The following is a 15499-nucleotide window of genomic DNA, read 5'->3' on the forward strand; positions in this document are numbered from 1 at the left end:
TCGCTTCCGCCCTGCGCATGGTGTCCTGCTGCATTATCCTGCTCGTTGCGAGCCTTGCACAAGCCGCGGACGGCGAGACCACGTATCCGATCACCATCAAGCATGCGCTGGGTACCACGGTCATCGAGAAGAAGCCGCAGCGCATTGCAACCGTTGCCTGGGCAAACCATGAAGTGCCGCTGGCGCTCGGCATCGTGCCCGTCGGCATGGCTGCCGCCAATTTCGGCGATGACGACAATGACGGGATCCTGCCCTGGGTGACCGCCAAGCTTGACGAACTGGGCGCGCAAAGGCCGGTCCTGTTCGACGAGGGCGACGGCATCGATTTCGAGGCGGTCGCCGCCACGCAGCCGGATGTCATCCTCGCCGCCTATTCAGGCCTCAGCCAGGCAGATTACGATACGCTGAGCCAGATCGCCCCGGTCGTCGCCTATCCCGAGGCGCCATGGTCGACGGACTGGCGCGAGATGATCCGCTATAACGCGCTTGGCCTCGGCATGGCCACGGAGGGCAATGCCCTGATCAAGACGATCGAGGGCGAGATCGCCGAGGCGGTTGCCGGCCATCCCGAACTGCATGGCAAATCTGCGATGTTCATCACCCATCTCAACGCGTCAGACCTCAGCGTCGTCAATTTCTACACGACCAACGACACGCGGGTGAAATTCTTCGCCGATCTCGGCCTTGCCTCGCCGAAGAGCGTCGTCGACGCTTCGGCACCGGGGAAATTCGCTGGGGCCGTCAGCGCCGAACGGATCGACGATTTCGACGATGTCGACATTCTCGTCACCTATGGCGACCAGCGTCTGCTCGAAGCGCTTGAAGCCAATCCGCTGATGGCGAAGATGCCGGCCGTGGAAAACAAGGCGCTCATCACGCTCGGCCGCAATCCGGTCGGCACCGCCGCCAACCCGACGCCGCTTTCGATTTCCTACGTGCTGAAGGATTACGTCGCACTGCTTGCCGGCGCCGTCAAGAAAGCCCCATGACGCCCGATCAGCCTGCAGCCCCAACCCTATTATCGTATCTGTCGAACAGGCAGAGAAGCCTCTGGCTCATCGGGCTTGTCGCGCTTCTTGCGCTGCTGTTCGCAGCCTCGGTGACGATCGGGACGCGTGACGTCGCATGGGCCGATATCGTCGCAGCCCTTGAGGGTCATGTGGATACGATAGGCCAGGCGGCCGTGGCACTGCGCATTCCGCGCACGCTGCTGGCGCTGATGGCCGGCGCGTCGCTTGGCCTTGCAGGGGCGATCATGCAGGGGGTAACGCGCAATCCGCTTGCCGATCCCGGCATTCTGGGCGTCAACATGGGCGCCTCGCTTGCCGTCGTCATCGGCGTCGCATGGTTCGATATCACCTCTGCCTCCGCCTATATCTGGACCGCTGTTGCCGGTGCGGCGGGCGCCGCGATCTTCGTCTACACGATCGGCTCGATGGGCCGCGGCGGTGCGACGCCTTTGAAACTGGCGCTGGCGGGTGCAGCGACCTCGGTCGCCTTTTCCTCGCTGGTGATCGCGATCGTTCTGCCTCGGGCCGACATTGCCGGCGGCGTGCGTTCATGGCAGATCGGCGGCGTCGGCGGTGCGACCTTCGAGCGGATCTGGCCGGTTCTGCCCTTTCTCGCCGTCGGTTTTGCCATCAGTCTTCTTTCGGCACGCAAGCTGAACTCGCTGGCGCTTGGTGACGAACTGGCAAGCGGCCTCGGCGAGCGGGTGGCCGTGGCGCGGGCAACCGCCGCGCTCGGCGCCATCCTCCTATGCGGCGCGACCACCGCCGTCTGCGGCCCTATCGGGTTTCTCGGGCTGGTCGTACCGCATGTCTGCCGCCTGCTGGTCGGTGTCGATCACCGCTGGCTTCTGCCCTTCTCGGCACTTGCCGGGGCAAGCCTGCTGCTCGCGGCCGATGTCGTCGGCCGCATCATCGCACGGCCGGCGGAACTCGATGTCGGCATCATCACCGCATTGATCGGCGCCCCCTTCTTCATCTGGATCGTCCGCCGCCAGAAGGTTCGCGAGCTTTGACCACGATCTCCCCTCCCCTTTCCGGCACACTTGCCGTGATCGTCGCCAACCGGCAGCGACGCCGTCGCAGATATCGACTGGTGATTTCCACCCTCGTGCTGACGGTCGCCTTGCTGTTTGCACTGGCGCTGTCGCTCGGCCAGTCCTTCACGCCGCCGGGGGACGTGCTTCGGGTGCTGATGGGGGAAAACGTGGCCGGCGCGAGCTTTGCCGTCGGCCAGCTGCGCCTGCCGCGCTCGGTGCTGGCGGTGCTGGCCGGCCTGAGCTTCGGTCTGGGAGGCGCGGCCTTCCAGATCATGCTGCGCAATCCTCTGGCCAGCCCCGATATTGTCGGCATCAGCTCCGGCGCAAGCGCCGCCGCCGTGTTTGCCATCATCGTCCTGTCATGGAGCGGACCGGCCGTTTCCATTCTCGCCGTTTGCTCCGGCCTTGGCGTGGCGATGGCGGTGTATGGCCTGTCATCGCGCAACGGGGTTGCCGGTACCCGCCTTATCCTGGTCGGCATCGGCGTTTCCGCCATGCTGGAAAGCATCGTCGCCTATATCCTTTCCCAGGCGCCCGCCTGGAGCCTGCAGGAGGCGATGCGCTGGCTGACCGGCAGCGTCAACGGCGCACAGATCGGTCAATCCGGCACACTGCTTCTGTCGCTTTTCATCTTCGGCGGCCTCTTGATCAGCCGCGGACGCGACATAGAGGCACTCAGGCTCGGCGACGACATGGCTGCGGCACTTGGCGTTTGCGTCTCCGCCACACGGATCATCGTCATCGTCGCGACCGTCGGCATGATCGCCTGCGCCACGGCCGTGACCGGCCCGATCGCCTTCGTCGCCTTTCTATCGGGACCGATCGCCGCCCGTATCGTCGGCGACAGCGGGCCGCTGCTTCTGCCGGCAGCCCTTGTCGGGGCGGTCCTGGTTCTTGCCGGCGATTATGCCGGGCAGTTCCTGCTCGCCAGCCGCTACCCGGTCGGCGTCGTGACAGGGGCGCTTGGCGCTCCCTATCTCATCTATCTCATCATACGCGCAAACCGGGCCGGAGGCTCGCTATGACCGTTCATTCGCTGACCGCAGAGACGCTTTCCGCCGGATATGGCGAAAGCGACATCCTCACCGACCTCGACCTTGCCATCCCTCCCGGCAAGATTACCGTGATCGTCGGCGCCAATGCCTGCGGAAAGTCCACATTGCTGCGGGCCATGTCGCGGCTGCTGACGCCGCGCAACGGGCAGGTTCTGCTCGACGGAAAGTCGGTGCACAAGACGCCGCCGCGAGAGCTTGCCCGGACACTCGGCCTTCTGCCGCAATCACCGGTCGCGCCGGAAGGCATCACCGTTGCCGATCTCGTCAGCCGCGGGCGGCATCCGCATCAGGGCCTTTTCTCCCGATGGACGACAAAGGACGATGCGGCCGTGCAGGCGGCGCTCGACGCGACGAAGACGGCGGACCTTGCAGACCGGCCGGTGGACGAGCTTTCCGGCGGCCAGCGCCAGAGGGTATGGATCGCCATGGCACTCGCCCAGGAAACGAATGTCCTGCTTCTCGACGAACCGACGACCTTTCTCGACATCAACCACCAGATCGAGGTTCTCGATCTTCTGACCGACCTCAACCATGAACGCGGCACGACGATCGTCATGGTGCTGCACGACCTGAACCTCGCCGCCCGCTACGCGGACCATCTGGTGGCGATGAGCGGCGGGCGCATCCATATATCGGGAACGCCGGAAGAGGTGCTGACGGAAGCAACCGTGAGGGACGTGTTCGGCCTGCAAAGCCGGGTGATTGCCGACCCGACCTGCGGCCGGCCGATGATGCTGCCGCTCGGGCGACATCACGTGCATGGTTCGTGAAGCGTCAGCCGGCCCCGTAACGGGCCGTGTCGTCATGCGGCGGAAGGCCTGAAAATTCAGCGCCAGTGGTCGGCCACCCAGGATGCCGGCTTGATGTAGTGACGCAGGTAGCGGAAGAAGCGCTTGCCTTTCCGCTTGTTCTTGTCGAAGGCGCTCGCGAGATGCTGGAGCGGCGTCATCGCCACGCCATTCTCGCCATATCGGCCTTCGATCGCATGCTGCGGCCAAAGACCTCTCGGGAAAATCACCACGCGGGCGCTTTTGGGCAGGCGCGGCGCGAAAAAATAATTGAGCGGGAACGGCCAGCGGCAGTCCTGGCGAAAATGCAGTACCCATTTGCGCGGGAACAGCTTGATGCCGCCGGGCGCGCAACGGCTGACGTAGCGCTGCTCGAACCGATAGGTATCCGCGACCCATTGCGGATCTTCCTTGAATTTTTCCTGCAGCGGCAAAAGCTTGCCGACGGGAAAACGAAAGAGAGACGTCTGGCCGAGACGTTCGAAAGGCGTGGTCTGGTTTTTCGCGAGGATCACGTCATCCGCATTTCCGGTCTCGAAGAAGGGATCAAGCGAGGAGACGATCACCAGATCGAGATCCAGGAACAGAACCGGCCCCTTGAGCGATCCGAGCTCCGGCCCCCAAAGGCGCGACTTTGGCCAGATGCCGAGCGTATTGACCGGCATATCGACTTCGATCGGCGGCAGGTCCTCGCAGAGAATTCCCGGATGCAGACCTTCACGATTGTCGGTGAAGCAGGTGAAGGTGAAGGGCGGCGTGATGTTGCGTTCGACCATGGTGTAGAGACGGTTGATGAAAGGCGCGCCGTATTTGGTACCCCAGCTGATGCAGATGACCTGCTTGACGCCGTTGCTTGCGGCCAAAACTTCGCTACCCATACCCAAACTTCCTTTGCGGCGCAGACACCTGCGGACCATCAACGATGGACCCGTTACCGTCAGACGGTCGCAACTATCCTATTCAAACTGCCGGATGCAAGGGTTCTGCCGGATCAATAGGCCAAATGGCAGGAGAAGCTGGAGCGGGTGAAGGGAATCGAACCCTCGTATTCAGCTTGGGAAGCTGCTGCTCTACCATTGAGCTACACCCGCTTAGTCGGTGAAGGTTTCCAACAACCGCCCGGCCCTGTCAAGGTTGCGGTGATCGTATCATGAGGATCGAGGTTCAGCCGCGAAAGTGCTTCGACAGTTTCAGGCCCTGCGCCTGGTAATTGGAGCCCAGGCCGGAGCCGTAGAGGCCCTGCGGCGCCTCCAGCATGTGCTCATAGACGAGGCGGCCGACGATCTGGGCGTCTTCCAGGATAAACGGGACTTCGTGGCTGCGCACTTCCAGCACGGCGCGGCTACCGCGGCCGCCGGCAGCCTCATGGCCGAAGCCCGGATCGAAGAAGCCGGCGTAGTGGACGCGGAATTCGCCGACCAACGGATCGAATGGCGTCATTTCAGCCGCATAGAGCGGTGGGACATGCACCGCCTCGCGCGAGACAAGGATGTAGAATTCGTCCGGATCGAGGATCAGTTCGTTACGGCCACGGCTATAGAGCGGTTCCCAGAAATCAAACAGGTCGTGCTGGGCCTTCTTGTCGACATCGACCACGGCGGTGTGGTGCTTGCCACGGTAGCCGATCAGGCCGTTCTCATCGCCCCTCAGATCGATCGACAGGGCGATGCCGCCACCCGAGACGTTCGGCTTGGCGGCGGCGACCAGTGTTTCCGTCTCGTGCAGGTGGAGGATTTCCGGCTCGGTCAGGAGCGCGTTGCCGATGCGGAAGCGGATCTGCGACAGGCGCGAGCCCTGACGGGCGACGATCGGGAAGGTGCGCGGCGAGATTTCCAGATAGAGCGGGCCGGAATAGCCGGCCGGTATCTTGTCGAACTCTTGCGCATGATCGGTGATGACGCGGGTGAAGATATCGAGGCGGCCGGTCGAGGATTTCGGGTTTGCCGAAGCGGACATTTCCGCCGGCAGGTCGAGACGTTCCATCAGCGGCACGATGTAAACGCAACCGGTTTCCAGAACCGCACTTTCCGTCAGGTCGACGACATGCAGCTTCAGGCGATCGAGCTTGTCGGACACAAGGCTGTTCGGGCCCGGCATGAAGGAGGCGCGGACGCGATAGGCTTTCGCGCCAAGCCGAAGGTCGAGGCTTGCCGGCTGGATCTGGTCATGATCGAGCGCCCTCTCGGAGATCAGTCGCCCCGTTTCGAAAAGCGCCGCGATCGCGCGGTCCGCCAGAATTCCCGTTTCCCGAGCCATGATGTCTCTTTCAAATTTTGGCGGTGACAAAACCAAATACAGGCCATTGACGCAAGCAGATGCTAGGCGTAAGCCAGCTTTATCCCGTGGTGATTTGCCGGTCGGCTTGCAGCCACGTTAAACAAGTGGCTAAAAAGACCGGGTTGCTAAAACCGGTCTGCTTTCGCGGCCGGTTTTTTTGTTTTGGAATGAGGACTGACATGACAGACAAATGGCGCCCGGCAACTACACTCGTACACGGTGGCACGCTGCGCTCGCAATATGGCGAGATGTCTGAGGCGATCTACCTGACACAGGGCTTTGCCTACGACAATTCCGAAGCCGCGGAGGCACGCTTCAAGGGCGAGACCGACGGCTATATCTATGCCCGCTACGGCAGCCCGACCAACGACATGTTCGAAAAGCGCATGTGCGCGCTGGAAGGCGCCGAAGAAGCGCGCGCCACCGCCTCCGGCATGGCCGCCGTTTCGGCGGCGCTGCTCTGCCAGCTGAAGGCCGGCGATCATATCGTCGCCGCCCGCGCGCTGTTCGGCTCGTGCCGCTGGGTCGTAGAGACGCTTGCGCCCCGATACGGCATCGAATGCACACTCGTCGACGGCCGCGACCTGGCCAACTGGGAAGCCGCGATCCAGAAGAATACCAAGGTCTTCTTCCTCGAAAGCCCGACCAACCCGACGCTCGAAATCGTCGACATCGCCGGCGTGGCCAAGCTCGCCAACCAGATCGGCGCCAAGGTCGTGGTTGACAACGTGTTTGCCACGCCGCTTTTCCAGAAGCCGCTCGAACTCGGCGCCCACATCGTCGTCTATTCGGCAACCAAGCATATCGACGGCCAGGGCCGCAGCCTTGCCGGCGTGATCCTTTCTGATCGCGAATGGGTGCTGGAGCATCTGCAGGACTACTATCGCCATACCGGCCCGGCCATGTCGCCGTTTACCGCCTGGACACTGATCAAGGGCCTCGAAACGCTGCCCTTGCGCGTGAAGCAGCAGACCGAGAACGCTTCCAAGGTCGCCGACTTCCTGGCCGAGAGCGGCAAGGTTGCCAAGGTCATCTATCCGGGCCGCAAGGACCATCCGCAGGCAGATATCATCGCCAAGCAGATGACCGGAGGCTCGACGCTCGTCTGCTTCGAACTGAAGGGCGGCAAGGAAGCGGCCTTCAAGCTGCAGAACGCTCTGGAAGTGGTGACGATCTCCAACAATCTAGGCGATACGCGCAGCCTGATCACCCACCCCGGCACGACGACGCACAAGAACCTGACCGACGAGGCCCGCGCAGAGCTTGGCATCTCCCCCGGCACCGTCCGTTTCTCGGCCGGCATCGAGGACAATCAGGATCTACTCGACGACTTCGCCCGCGCGCTTGCGGCGATCTGACGGACCGGCCTATTCAGACATGGTGAATTGCAAGCAGTGTCATCGCTTGCGATTCACCATAACAGTTATCCCTAATTCCAAGAACAGATCACGGTTTCCGGCGTAAGCTGTGAGTTTTCTTGACGTTTATGGCGCACTGTACGATATCCGACGCAATGGAGTTGAGGTGTTGTCCATGTATCGCGCCCGGACACGAGACATAGAAGTTGCAGTAGAGCCCTTTTACCTGGAGGATCAATCCTGCCCGGAAGAGAGCCGCTACGTCTGGGGTTACCGTATCGTCATCGAGAACCATTCGATCCATACGGTCAAGCTGGTTCACCGCTACTGGCACATTACCGACGAGAACGGTCTGGTTGACGAGGTCGACGGCCTCGGCGTGGTCGGTGAACAGCCGAGACTTCGCCCCGGCGACAGTTACGAATACTCGTCCGGCTGCCCGCTCGATACGCCGTCGGGCATGATGTTCGGACATTACGACATGCAGACGGATGAGGGCGAAGTGTTCAAGGTGGATATTCCCGCCTTCTCGCTCGACACGCCGGGCATTGCCCGTACTCTCAACTGAGAACGACTGACGGAAACGTGATGCGGGCGCTAGACAGAACTGCGGATCATGGATGAATATTATTTAATATCCGTTTGTTAGCTGATTTTCGCCCGCAAAACATTAGCGCGTACGCAGATATTGACGCAAGCTTCCAGCAGGCTTCACTTCCTATCGCCCGGAGAGCCGGAGTTTTTCGGCGTCCTTTAGCGGTATGCGGAGTAGCAATGCGGATCGAGATCGAAAACGCGGAATTGGCGGGCCAGTCGCTGAATGAGGCAATGCGCTTTCACGCGAGCGGGGATCTGGAAAGCGCCGAGAAGCATTATGTGCAGGTTCTCTCCAAGGAATATCGCACGACCGATATTCTGCCGCTTCTGGCAGGCGTCGTCTCCAAGCGCGGCGATACCGAGATGGCGCTCTATTACTGGGACAAGCTGATCGCGCTCGACCCGCGCCACCTGACCGCCTATCTGGAGAAGGCGAAGATCCTGCGCGACCTGAAGCGTCATGACGAGGCGATCAACTGTTACCAGATCGCCCGCGGCCTTGCTCCGGATAAGCCGCTCGTGCGCAACAACCTTGCCGTGACGCTGGCCGATAGCGGCCGCAAGGACGAGGCGCTGCAGGAATTCGGTCAGGTGCTGCGCCTGCAGCCATCCAATATCAACGCGTTTCATCAGATGCGCCGCCTGACGGCCTCCATCGTACCCTTCTGGCATATTCCGATGCTGAACGACGCGCCACGCAACGACGCCTTCGAAGCCGCGATCATCAAGGCGATCGCAATGCGCGGGCCGGATGCGCAGATCCTCGACATAGGCTCGGGCAGCGGCCTGTTGTCGATGATGGCAGCGCGCGCAGGCGCAACCAACATCGTCACCTGCGAGGCCGTGCCGGTGATTGCCCGCACGGCCGAGGCCATTATCGCGGACAACGGCTATTCCAAGCAGATCAAGGTGGCCGCGAAGAAATCGACGGAGCTTGTCGTCGGCAAGGAACTGGAGACAAAGGCGAGCATGCTCGTTTCGGAAATCCTGTCGAGCGACCTTTTGGCCGAACATGTGCTTTCCACTTTCGAGGATGCTCGCGAGCGGCTTCTGACCGATGATGCGATCATCATTCCGAAGCGGGCCGCTGCGATGGGCTGCCTCGTCACCAGCGAGACGCTGGAGGCCTATAGCAGCGTGACGACGGTTTCCGGCTTCGACGTGTCGCGCTTCAACAATCTTGCGCCGATGGCGTTGCCGATCCACGGCACGATGACGGACTGGACGCGGGCATCCGGCGATTTCGAGATTACCGCCGTCGACCTGACGAAGAAAACGCATGAAGCCACACTGCGCCAGCTCGATGTTCCGGCGACCGCATCCGGCAAGGTGATCGGCGTGGTGCAGTGGATGCATGTCGATCTGATCGACGACATCCATTTCTGCAACCACCCGGATGTCTATCAAGACGGCGGCTGGCTGCAGATCCTTCACCCGTTCCCGCAGCCGATCGAGATCGCCGCCGGCGAGACGCTCACGCTGATTGCCGGCCATGACAAGGCAAGCCTCGTCGTGCTGCCCAAGGGGGTGAAGAAGCCGGATCAGGCAACCGACACCAGAGCCTGAGCCACCAGCGTATAAAACTCCATGAAAAAGGGCGGCCGAATGTTTTCCGGCCGCCCTTTTTGGTTTGATCTGACTGCGCCGATCAGGCCGGCGCGAACTCAGCCACGTCGTAGCGGTAGGTGGTGGAGCAGAATTCGCAGGTGACTGCGATCTGGCCATTCTCCTCGCTCGCCTCGATCTCCTCGGCGCTGAAGCCGGTGAGGACGCCCTTGATCTTGTCGCGCGAGCAGCTGCAGCGATCGAAGACCGTCTGCGGGTCGTAAACGCGCACGCCGCGCTCGTGAAACAGCCGATAGAGCAGCCGTTCGATGGCGACCTGCGGGTCGGTCAGCTCGTCCGTATCGATGGTCTCGACCATGGTGCGCGCCTCGTTCCAGGCATCGTCGGCGGCATCCGTATCGCGCTCATCACCGTCACCGCCGTGCAGGTCCGGATGGCGCATGCGCTCGGGTGCCTGCGGCAGAAACTGCGCCACAAGCCCGCCTGCCCGCCAGTTGTGACGCGGCTTGCCATCGTCTCCACGGTCATAGAGTTCCGCGACACCGAGGCGCACGCGCGTCGGGATCTGTTCCGACTGGCGGAAATAGACGCCGGCAATCTCCTCCAGTGAAGAGCCGTCGAGCGGCACAATGCCCTGATAGGGCTGCATGCCGTGTCCCTGATCGATGGTGAAGGCGAGAACACCCTGACCGAGAAGCTCGGGCGGAGTGATCTTGCCATCCTTGATGGCGGCAGCGAGCGCATCCTCGTCATAACGGGCATAGGCGCGCAGGGCATCCGGCGTCGAGAAATCGGCAACCAGCAGATCGACCGGACCGTCACCCTTGGTCTGGATGGTGAACTTGCCGTCAAACTTGAGCGAGGTGCCAAGCAGCGCGGTCAGAACGATCGCTTCGGCCAGGAGGCGGGCAACCGGTGCCGGATAGTCATGCCGGCCGAGGATCGTGTTCAGAAGCGGGCCAAGCTGCACCGCACGGCCGCGCACATCGAGACCTTCGACCTGGAAGGGCACGACCCTGTCGTCGCCGGCAAACGGGAGATCGTTCAGTTCCAATGTTGCTTCCGCCATCATATACTCCTTCGTGCCGATAGCGCGACCTTTACACAAAGGGCGGCCCGAGCGGAACCGCTGGCCACCTCAAAAGGTCTCGGCAATGTCATGTTGAAGCGCCCCGGCATGGCGTCGGCCTGCCATTCGGCGCGTTGGAAAGCCGACAGATGGTGTCGCTCAAGCCGGAGTTCAAGATGCCGTGAGGGGACCGCTCAAACGGCCCCGAAACACCAGGCCAGGATCGATTTCTGGGCATGCAGACGGTTCTCCGCCTCATCGAAGACAACCGACTGCGGGCCGTCGATCACGGCGTCGGTGACTTCCTCGCCGCGGTGCGCCGGCAGGCAATGCATGAACAGCGCATCGGGATTGGCCTGCTTCATCAATGCCTCGTTGACCTGATAGGGCTGGAAGATGTTGTGGCCGCGCGCCTTGTGCTCCTGGTTCATCGACACCCAGGTATCGGTGACCACCACGTCCGCGCCGGCAACCGCGCGCTCGACATCGTGGGTCAGCATGATGTCGCCGCCGTTGTCGCGCGCCCAGTTCAAGATCTTGTCGTCCGGCTCCGAGCCCATAGGCACGGCCATGGTCATGCGGTAGCCGAAACGGGCCGAGCCTTCGACCAGCGAATGAAGCACATTGTTTCCGTCGCCGGTCCAGGCGATCGTCTTGCCTGCCACCGGGCCGCGATGTTCCTCGAAGGTCATCAGGTCGGCCATGATCTGGCAGGGGTGGGTCAGGTCCGTCAGCGCATTGATGACCGGTACGGTGGCGTGTTCGGCCATTTCCATCAGGCGCGTGTGGTCCGTGGTGCGGATCATGATCGCATCGACATAACGCGACAGAACCTTGGCCGTGTCGCCGATCGTCTCGGCGCGGCCAAGCTGCATTTCGGTGCCGGAGAGGAACAGCGTTTCACCGCCAAGCTGGCGCATGCCGACATCGAAGGAGACGCGGGTACGGGTCGAGGGCTTTTCGAAGATCATCGCCAGCATCTTGCCGGCCAGCGGCTTGTCGGCGGTACCGGCCTTGGTCGCCTGCTTGCGCGTCTTGGCGTCATCGAGGATGACGCGCAGATCGGCCGAGGAGACCGTGGATAGATCGAGAAAATGCTTCGGAGATGCCATGTTATGTTCCCTATCAAGAGGGAACCATCAATGGCGCCCCCCTGCCTGCCCTCAGGCGGATTTCTTCAGCTGTTCGGCGGTGAGCGCTTCCGCTGCGCGCTCGATGCGGGCAAGGCCTTCGCGAGCCTCTTCCGCGGTGACTGTGAGCGGCGGCAGCAGACGCACGACATTGTCGCCAGCCGGAACGGCCAGCATCTTCTCTTCGCGCATGCCGGTCACGAGATCGCCTGCCGGAACCTTGGCCTTGATGCCGAGCAGCAGGCCTTCACCGCGGATATCCTCGATCACTTCCGGGAAGCGATCCTTGAGTGCCGCCAGACCCTGGCGGAAAACAAGCGATACGTCGCGGACATTTTCGAGGAAGCCTTCAGCCAGGACGATATCGAGCACAGCATTGCCGCAGGCCATGGCGAGCGGGTTGCCGCCATAGGTCGTTCCATGAATGCCGGGCTTCATGCCGGATGCGGCCTCGGCCGTCGCAAGGCATGCGCCGAACGGGAAGCCGCCGCCGATGCCCTTGGCGATCGCCATGATATCCGGCGTGATGCCCGCCCATTCGTGAGCGAAGAACTTGCCGGTACGGCCGACGCCGGTCTGGACCTCGTCGAGGATCAGCAGCAGGCCCTTCTCATCACAGATGCGGCGAAGCTCGCGCATGAATTCCTTCGGAACGGCGCGCACGCCACCCTCACCCTGGATCGGCTCGATGAGGATCGCACCTGTATTTTCATCGATCGCGGCATTCAGCGCTTCAAGATCGCCGAAAGGCACCTGATCGAAACCCTGCGCCTTCGGCCCGAAACCTTCCATGTACTTTTCCTGACCGCCGGCAGCGATCGTCGCGATCGTGCGGCCGTGGAAGGCGCCTTCGAAGGTGATGATGTGGAATTTTTCCGGGTGCCCCTTGGAGAAATGGTAGCGGCGTGCCGTCTTGATGGCGCATTCCAGCGCTTCCGCACCCGAATTGGTGAAGAACGCCTTGTCGGCGAAGGTCGCTTCCGTCAGGCGACGGGCAAGGCGCTCCTGCTCGGGGATCTCGTAGAGGTTCGACAGATGCCAGACCTTCTCGGCCTGCGACTTCAGTGCTTCGACGAGATGCGGATTGGCATGGCCGCAGGAGGTCACGGCGACGCCTGCGCCGAAATCCAGATATCGCTCGCCGCGTTCCGTCACGAGCCATACGCCCTCACCGCGCTCGAAGCGCAGCGGGGCCCGGGCAAAAGTGTCGAAAAGCGCGGCTTCAGCCATGGCGACATCACTCCTGAGGCAATCAATGTCCCGTTCGAAAAAGGACATTTCAAAAAATCAAAATGCCGCCCTCGGGGCGGCGGTCGCACTATCATCGCTCGACAGGGGAATGTCAACAAAACTCGCGGAATTGCAGGGCCTTCGCCCCCTCGGGCCACCACCACCGGCTGTGGCAAAAATGACTCGACAGGGAAGCAAGTTGGGGAAAACCCGAAAATCGATTCCCGACGATTCCCCGGACTCTTGTCACGGAGTCAACCGACCTCTAGGTTAATGGTCAATTACTAGACTGCATGCGGCGGAACTAGTCACCGACAAGCTATATATAGTATCTGCGACGGGTTTTACATCCGCCGCATCGGAGACGGATTCTGCATGCCGAAGTCGTTCAAAGGCGGAGAACGGGCATGAACTGGACAGACGAGCGCGTCGAAAGACTGAAGAAACTCTGGGCAGAGGGCCTCAGCGCCAGCCAGATTGCAGCACAACTTGGAGGCGTAAGCCGGAACGCCGTCATCGGCAAAGTTCACCGTCTCAACCTTCCGGGTCGCGCCAAGGCAGGCGGCACCGTTGCCACCAACCGCGCCGTCAAGCGCCCGGCTGTCGCGCCTCGCCCGCAGACTTTCGCCTCGCGTACGGCAACGGCCACCCGCACCGTTACCCGCCCGGTCGGCGCAACCGTCGTCCACGAGGAAATCGAGATCGAAGCCCGCCAGGAACTGGTGCTGCGCCCGGCAGCCAATATCGTCCTGCCGATCTCCAAGAAACTCGCCTTGACCGAACTGACCGAGCGCACCTGCAAGTGGCCGGTCGGCGACCCGCTGACGGACGATTTCCATTTCTGTGGCTGCGAGTCCCAGGACAGCTCGCCCTACTGCAAGTACCACGCAAAGCTGGCTTACCAGCCGGTACACGAGCGCCGTAAGGCGGGTGCAGCACGCGCCTGACCGGCACGGCACGGACTTCAAAACAGCGGGCTTTAAGGCCCGCTTTTTTATTGCCGGTCCCTGGACATGCCCCGGCTGCAAGGCAGGATTGCCCGTTCGACGCTTGCCCTTCGCAGCACAAGACCTTATTTATTCTGTGAGCGAGGACGACCTCCCCCAGTATGGGCATCAACAACCGGGACGACCCGGCAGAGCCCAAGGGGTATAAAGTCATGCGGACCACACGCGACCGTATTCGCCACGCCATCAGCTTCGAAATCATCGGACTTGCGCTGTTCATTCCGTTCAGCGCTTTCGTGTTCGACATGCCCATCTCGCATATGGGCGTGATCGGCATCGTTTCATCGACGCTCGCGACGATCTTCAACTATGTCTACAATCTCGGCTTCGACCATGCGATGCAGCGCCTGCGCGGCACTACGGAAAAAACGCTGGCTCTGCGCGTCCTGCATACGGTTCTTTTCGAACTCGGCCTGCTGGTCGTGCTGTTGCCGTTCATCGCCTGGTATCTCGGCGTGACGCTCTGGCATGCGCTGGTGATGGATATCTCGTTCGCGCTCTTCTACCTGGTCTACGCCTTCGTCTTCAACTGGAGCTACGACCGGGTGTTTCCTCTGCCCGAATGGCAGGAGAAGGCAGAAGCCTGATCTCTTCCCAAAAAGAAATCAGCCCGGAAGCGTCGACCGCTTCCGGGCTGATGTTCGTTCCGTCAGATCCTGTTGATCAGGATTCCATGGAATAACCCGCACCGCGAACGGTGCGGATGACATCCTGCATGTTGGAGAAGTTGAGCGCCTTGCGCAGGCGACCGACATGGACGTCGACGGTGCGTTCGTCGACATAGATATCGTGGCCCCAGACACCGTCGAGAAGCTGAGAACGCGAGAAGACGCGGCCCGGCGAAACCATCAGGAATTCCAGAAGGCGGAATTCCGTCGGACCGAGGCGCACTTCGCGGCTCTTGCGGTGAACGCGATGGGTCTCGCGATCAAGCTCGATGTCTCCGCATTTCAGAACGCTGGAGAGAACCTCCGGCTTGGCGCGGCGCAGCATGGCCTTGACGCGGGCCATCAGCTCGGGCGTCGAGAACGGCTTGACGACGTAATCGTCCGCGCCGGTCGCGAGGCCGCGAACGCGTTCGCTTTCCTCGCCGCGGGCCGTCAGCATGATGATCGGCAGACGTTCCGTCTCCGGCCGCATGCGCAGGCGCCGGCACAGTTCGATGCCCGATACGCCCGGCAGCATCCAGTCGAGGACCAGAAGATCCGGAGCGCGTTCCTGAAGCCGGATTTCCGCCTCGTCCCCCCTAAGGATGGTCTCGACTTCGTAGCCTTCGGCTTCGAGGTTGTAACGGAGGAGGACGCTCAGCGCCTCCTCGTCTTCCACTACCGCAATTCTTGGCTGCATCCTCATTACGCTCCGTCAGGTACGCTGC

At 61.9% G+C, this 15499-nt stretch carries 15 protein-coding genes, 1 tRNA gene and 1 riboswitch; of the genes, 9 read left to right on the forward strand and 7 right to left on the reverse strand.

All coding sequences use genetic code 11. The annotated features are described in order from the left end of the window. The first annotated feature begins 17 nt into the window (after window positions 1–17). The 4 genes from AC0JZ4_RS03240 to AC0JZ4_RS03255 are packed head-to-tail and all read left to right on the forward strand — an operon-like array spanning window position 18 to window position 3872. Window positions 18–989, forward strand: coding sequence for an iron-siderophore ABC transporter substrate-binding protein (locus AC0JZ4_RS03240; protein WP_471887771.1), 972 nt, complete (start codon window positions 18–20; stop codon window positions 987–989). Then, window positions 986–2023 carry a FecCD family ABC transporter permease gene (locus AC0JZ4_RS03245; protein WP_471885015.1) on the forward strand — a complete coding sequence of 346 codons (1038 nt, stop codon included), beginning with the start codon at window positions 986–988 and terminating at the stop codon, window positions 2021–2023. The genes AC0JZ4_RS03240 and AC0JZ4_RS03245 overlap by 4 nt, the downstream gene beginning before the upstream one ends. Next, entirely contained in the window at window positions 2020–3072 is a 1053-nt protein-coding gene (locus tag AC0JZ4_RS03250; RefSeq protein ID WP_471885016.1) for a FecCD family ABC transporter permease, read from the forward strand. Before AC0JZ4_RS03245 ends, AC0JZ4_RS03250 begins: the two co-directional genes overlap by 4 nt. Next, a complete protein-coding gene (locus AC0JZ4_RS03255; RefSeq protein WP_471885017.1) occupies window positions 3069–3872 on the forward strand; it encodes an ABC transporter ATP-binding protein in 804 nt (267 codons plus the stop codon). The genes AC0JZ4_RS03250 and AC0JZ4_RS03255 overlap by 4 nt, the downstream gene beginning before the upstream one ends. Before the next feature lie 56 nt (window positions 3873–3928). Here the strand turns inward: AC0JZ4_RS03255 and AC0JZ4_RS03260 are convergent, their stop codons facing one another. The 3 genes from AC0JZ4_RS03260 to AC0JZ4_RS03270 all read right to left on the reverse strand — a co-directional run bounded on the left by AC0JZ4_RS03260 (window position 3929) and on the right by AC0JZ4_RS03270 (window position 6146). Beyond that, entirely contained in the window at window positions 3929–4768 is an 840-nt protein-coding gene (locus tag AC0JZ4_RS03260) for a glycosyl transferase (protein ID WP_471885018.1), read from the reverse strand. Window positions 4769–4907: 139 nt separating this feature from the next. Beyond that, window positions 4908–4981 (reverse strand) — tRNA-Gly (locus AC0JZ4_RS03265). Window positions 4982–5054: 73 nt separating this feature from the next. Further along, window positions 5055–6146 carry a 2'-deoxycytidine 5'-triphosphate deaminase gene (locus AC0JZ4_RS03270; RefSeq protein ID WP_471885019.1) on the reverse strand — a complete coding sequence of 364 codons (1092 nt, stop codon included), beginning with the start codon at window positions 6144–6146 and terminating at the stop codon, window positions 5055–5057. Window positions 6147–6222: 76 nt separating this feature from the next. Continuing rightward, window positions 6223–6300, forward strand: a riboswitch (SAM riboswitch). A 46-nt stretch (window positions 6301–6346) separates the two neighbouring features. On the opposite strand from AC0JZ4_RS03270, the gene AC0JZ4_RS03275 reads away from it, so the two are divergent. From AC0JZ4_RS03275 to AC0JZ4_RS03285, 3 genes are all read left to right on the forward strand, one after another. Continuing rightward, window positions 6347–7525, forward strand: a complete 1179-nt coding sequence (locus tag AC0JZ4_RS03275) for an O-succinylhomoserine sulfhydrylase (protein ID WP_471885020.1) — start codon at window positions 6347–6349, stop codon at window positions 7523–7525. Between the two features lie 175 nt (window positions 7526–7700). Next, the gene (gene apaG, locus AC0JZ4_RS03280; protein ID WP_471887772.1) at window positions 7701–8093 is read left to right on the forward strand and encodes a Co2+/Mg2+ efflux protein ApaG; all 393 of its coding nucleotides are present in this window, start codon (window positions 7701–7703) and stop codon (window positions 8091–8093) included. A gap of 206 nt (window positions 8094–8299) precedes the next feature. Beyond that, window positions 8300–9688 (forward strand): tetratricopeptide repeat protein, encoded by a 1389-nt coding sequence (locus tag AC0JZ4_RS03285; protein ID WP_471885021.1) that lies wholly within the window; start codon window positions 8300–8302, stop codon window positions 9686–9688. Window positions 9689–9770: 82 nt separating this feature from the next. On the opposite strand, the gene AC0JZ4_RS03290 is transcribed toward AC0JZ4_RS03285, so the two are convergent. The 3 genes from AC0JZ4_RS03290 to AC0JZ4_RS03300 form a co-directional block, all read right to left on the reverse strand. Continuing rightward, the gene (locus AC0JZ4_RS03290; RefSeq protein ID WP_471885022.1) at window positions 9771–10757 is read right to left on the reverse strand and encodes an Hsp33 family molecular chaperone; all 987 of its coding nucleotides are present in this window, start codon (window positions 10755–10757) and stop codon (window positions 9771–9773) included. 194 nt (window positions 10758–10951) lie between these two features. Further along, window positions 10952–11869, reverse strand: a complete 918-nt coding sequence (gene argF / locus AC0JZ4_RS03295; protein WP_471885023.1) for an ornithine carbamoyltransferase — start codon at window positions 11867–11869, stop codon at window positions 10952–10954. A gap of 51 nt (window positions 11870–11920) precedes the next feature. Beyond that, window positions 11921–13117, reverse strand: a complete 1197-nt coding sequence (locus AC0JZ4_RS03300) for an acetylornithine transaminase (protein WP_471885024.1) — start codon at window positions 13115–13117, stop codon at window positions 11921–11923. A gap of 407 nt (window positions 13118–13524) precedes the next feature. On the opposite strand from AC0JZ4_RS03300, the gene AC0JZ4_RS03305 reads away from it, so the two are divergent. Together AC0JZ4_RS03305 and AC0JZ4_RS03310 are read left to right on the forward strand one after the other, a co-directional pair. Beyond that, window positions 13525–14064 (forward strand): GcrA family cell cycle regulator, encoded by a 540-nt coding sequence (locus AC0JZ4_RS03305; protein WP_471885025.1) that lies wholly within the window; start codon window positions 13525–13527, stop codon window positions 14062–14064. A gap of 212 nt (window positions 14065–14276) precedes the next feature. Further along, a complete protein-coding gene (locus tag AC0JZ4_RS03310; RefSeq protein WP_471885026.1) occupies window positions 14277–14711 on the forward strand; it encodes a PACE efflux transporter in 435 nt (144 codons plus the stop codon). Between the two features lie 76 nt (window positions 14712–14787). On the opposite strand, the gene phoB is transcribed toward AC0JZ4_RS03310, so the two are convergent. Further along, a complete protein-coding gene (phoB, locus tag AC0JZ4_RS03315; protein ID WP_112458346.1) occupies window positions 14788–15471 on the reverse strand; it encodes a phosphate regulon transcriptional regulator PhoB in 684 nt (227 codons plus the stop codon). Between the last annotated feature and the right edge of the window lie 28 nt (window positions 15472–15499).

This window comes from [Rhizobium] kunmingense (assembly GCF_977018605.1).

What these genes read in the sequence shown, in the direction of transcription:
- AC0JZ4_RS03270 (WP_471885019.1), bottom strand. Translation starts at nt 6,146, where the DNA reads ATGGCTCGGGAAACGGGAATTCTGGCGGACCGCGCGATCGCGGCGCTT.
- apaG (WP_471887772.1), top strand. Translation starts at nt 7,701, where the DNA reads ATGTATCGCGCCCGGACACGAGACATAGAAGTTGCAGTAGAGCCCTTT.
- AC0JZ4_RS03275 (WP_471885020.1), top strand. Translation starts at nt 6,347, where the DNA reads ATGACAGACAAATGGCGCCCGGCAACTACACTCGTACACGGTGGCACG.
- AC0JZ4_RS03305 (WP_471885025.1), top strand. Translation starts at nt 13,525, where the DNA reads ATGAACTGGACAGACGAGCGCGTCGAAAGACTGAAGAAACTCTGGGCA.
- AC0JZ4_RS03240 (WP_471887771.1), top strand. Translation starts at nt 18, where the DNA reads ATGGTGTCCTGCTGCATTATCCTGCTCGTTGCGAGCCTTGCACAAGCC.
- AC0JZ4_RS03300 (WP_471885024.1), bottom strand. Translation starts at nt 13,117, where the DNA reads ATGGCTGAAGCCGCGCTTTTCGACACTTTTGCCCGGGCCCCGCTGCGC.
- AC0JZ4_RS03260 (WP_471885018.1), bottom strand. Translation starts at nt 4,768, where the DNA reads ATGGGTAGCGAAGTTTTGGCCGCAAGCAACGGCGTCAAGCAGGTCATC.
- AC0JZ4_RS03255 (WP_471885017.1), top strand. Translation starts at nt 3,069, where the DNA reads ATGACCGTTCATTCGCTGACCGCAGAGACGCTTTCCGCCGGATATGGC.
- AC0JZ4_RS03245 (WP_471885015.1), top strand. Translation starts at nt 986, where the DNA reads ATGACGCCCGATCAGCCTGCAGCCCCAACCCTATTATCGTATCTGTCG.
- argF (WP_471885023.1), bottom strand. Translation starts at nt 11,869, where the DNA reads ATGGCATCTCCGAAGCATTTTCTCGATCTATCCACGGTCTCCTCGGCC.
- phoB (WP_112458346.1), bottom strand. Translation starts at nt 15,471, where the DNA reads ATGCAGCCAAGAATTGCGGTAGTGGAAGACGAGGAGGCGCTGAGCGTC.
- AC0JZ4_RS03290 (WP_471885022.1), bottom strand. Translation starts at nt 10,757, where the DNA reads ATGGCGGAAGCAACATTGGAACTGAACGATCTCCCGTTTGCCGGCGAC.
- AC0JZ4_RS03310 (WP_471885026.1), top strand. Translation starts at nt 14,277, where the DNA reads ATGCGGACCACACGCGACCGTATTCGCCACGCCATCAGCTTCGAAATC.
- AC0JZ4_RS03285 (WP_471885021.1), top strand. Translation starts at nt 8,300, where the DNA reads ATGCGGATCGAGATCGAAAACGCGGAATTGGCGGGCCAGTCGCTGAAT.